We start from the raw sequence: 1996 nt of genomic DNA, 5'->3' as shown, positions 1-1996 counted from the left end.
TTGCTTCTATTCTAATCCCACTCCCACCCCTTCCTGAACAATCCAGAATCGTTGATAAAATCGAACAATTTTTCGCCCATATTGACGCACTAATTTAGTATAATAGTTTTACGTGCGGTGGAATTTCTATCAAACATAAGATAGGAGTTTTACGTTGAAAGAATTTGAATTACATTTGAAGAAAGCTGGTTTAGCTGAAAATACTGTGCGTTCGTACCTTTATGGTGTTCGATTTTTCTTGGAGAATTATGAACTCAAAATGGAAGATTTATTTGAATACAAGGGATATTTATTAGACAATTTTAAACCTAAAACTGTCAATTTGCGACTACAAGGAGTAAATAAATATCTGACTTTTATTGGTCATGATGATTTGAAATTAAAATTTGTCAAAGTACAGCAAAAACCGTTTTTAGAAGATGTCATTAGCTATGCTGATTACCTTTTTCTTAAACGTAGTTTGAAAAAAGATGGTATTTTAAAATGGCATTTTGTCGTTTGGTTTTTAGGTGCAACTGGGGCTCGTGTAAGTGAGCTTATTAAACTAAAAGTAGAGCATGTAGAAATCGGTTATTTTGACATTTACTCAAAAGGTGGTAAAATTCGTAGACTGTACATTCCTAAAAAATTAAGAAATAGTTGTCTTAGTTGGTTAGAATCAGAAAATCGCCGAAGTGGTTATTTATTTTTGAATAAATTTAATGAACCAATTACAGCAAGAGGAGTTGCTCAACAGTTAAAAAATTATGCTGATAAATACAAAATGAATCCTAAAGTAATTTACCCTCATTCTTTTAGACATTTATTTGCTAAGAATTTTTTATCGAAGTATAATGATATTGCCTTGCTTGCAGATTTGATGGGACACGAAAGTATAGAAACTACTCGAATTTATCTAAGGAAAACAGCTACTGAACAACAAAATATTGTAGATAAAATTGTTAATTGGTAAAAAAATAACAGGTGGTCAAATTGACCATCTGCTATTTTTTTGTGATTATGGCTCTTATTATCTGAATAACATTAAAATTGAAATAGATTTTCCAAGAAGATCAACTTGGTTGCTAGCTCCTTTAGAAAAAATTGTAACAACTATTTCAGCTAAGCCTTATCAAATAAAACAGTCTGAAATTGTAAAAGAGGGCAAGATTCCAGTAGTTAGTCAATCTAAAATATTAGTTGAAGGATTTTCTAATAATTTTTCTAAGATTCTAGACTATAAAACAAACGTTGTAATATTTGGTGACCATACAAGAAATCTTAAGATTATAGACTTCCCTTTTGTTGTTGGTGCAGACGGAGTAAAAATTCTGTCTCCAATTTGCTTATCTGCAAAATTTTTAAAATACCACTTAGACTATACGCTATTATTTGTTAGGAACAGGGGCTATGCTCGACATTATTCGTATCTAAAATCTAAAATAATAGGTATTCCTTCAGTTTTAGAACAAAAGAGAATTGTCGCTAAAATTGATTTACTTTTTCAAAAAGTTTCTCAGCTTTAGTAATTATTAATTTTTGTGTACGTATACCTGGAAAATTAATTATAGTTTGAGAAAATCTAGTTTTGTTTAATATAGGAATAGTGGTAGATGATGTATTGTTCTTGAATTGTTTTTGCATAAAATCAGACTGTATAGCTAAAAGTAAAAATTTTGAGTTGACAAAATTAAATACTTCTATGCCATGCATTTGTTGATTGAACGCTCCATCAACACGAACAATCCCAGCAATTCCAATATTTCCAATACCATTTATTAAAATAGAACCTGCTTTTATTTTTCTGGATTTTGTATTTCCTAGAACCGATAAATATTCAGTTGCATTGTATAGTTCTCCTTGTAATAAATCAGCAGGTTTATAGAATGGTATTTCGCCGCCGTAGTTTTCAGGGCTATTTTTAGATGGCGTGTTACCAGTACTAATTATTCCTATATAATTTAATGTTGTCTGTACCCAATTCATAGGTATCTTCCCATAATAAGAGCCATAATCA

4 protein-coding genes are annotated in these 1996 nt (G+C 30.4%); 3 read left to right on the top strand and 1 reads right to left on the bottom strand.

Annotation, left to right across the window (positions count from 1 at the left end; translation table 11 throughout):
- From HT669_RS10695 to HT669_RS10685, 3 genes are all read left to right on the top strand, one after another.
- Positions 1 to 98, top strand: a 98-nt coding sequence (locus HT669_RS10695; RefSeq protein WP_172923170.1) for a restriction endonuclease subunit S, incomplete at its 5' end; no start/stop codon positions are given.
- Between the two features lie 56 nt (positions 99 to 154).
- A complete protein-coding gene (gene psrA, locus HT669_RS10690; protein ID WP_000657448.1) occupies positions 155 to 952 on the top strand; it encodes a tyrosine-type DNA invertase PsrA in 798 nt (265 codons plus the stop codon).
- Positions 939 to 1505 (top strand): restriction endonuclease subunit S, encoded by a 567-nt coding sequence (locus tag HT669_RS10685; protein WP_226372480.1) that lies wholly within the window; start codon positions 939 to 941, stop codon positions 1503 to 1505. The genes psrA and HT669_RS10685 overlap by 14 nt, the downstream gene beginning before the upstream one ends.
- Here the strand turns inward: HT669_RS10685 and HT669_RS10680 are convergent.
- Positions 1465 to 1996 (bottom strand): restriction endonuclease subunit S (locus HT669_RS10680; RefSeq protein WP_240149901.1); only part of this gene is annotated, 532 nt, incomplete at its 5' end. The genes HT669_RS10685 and HT669_RS10680 overlap by 41 nt on opposite strands.

Source organism: Streptococcus sp. 2100 (assembly GCF_013276335.1).
GTDB lineage: Bacteria > Bacillota > Bacilli > Lactobacillales > Streptococcaceae > Streptococcus > Streptococcus pseudopneumoniae.
This window is presented reverse-complemented; position numbering and strand designations above follow the sequence as displayed.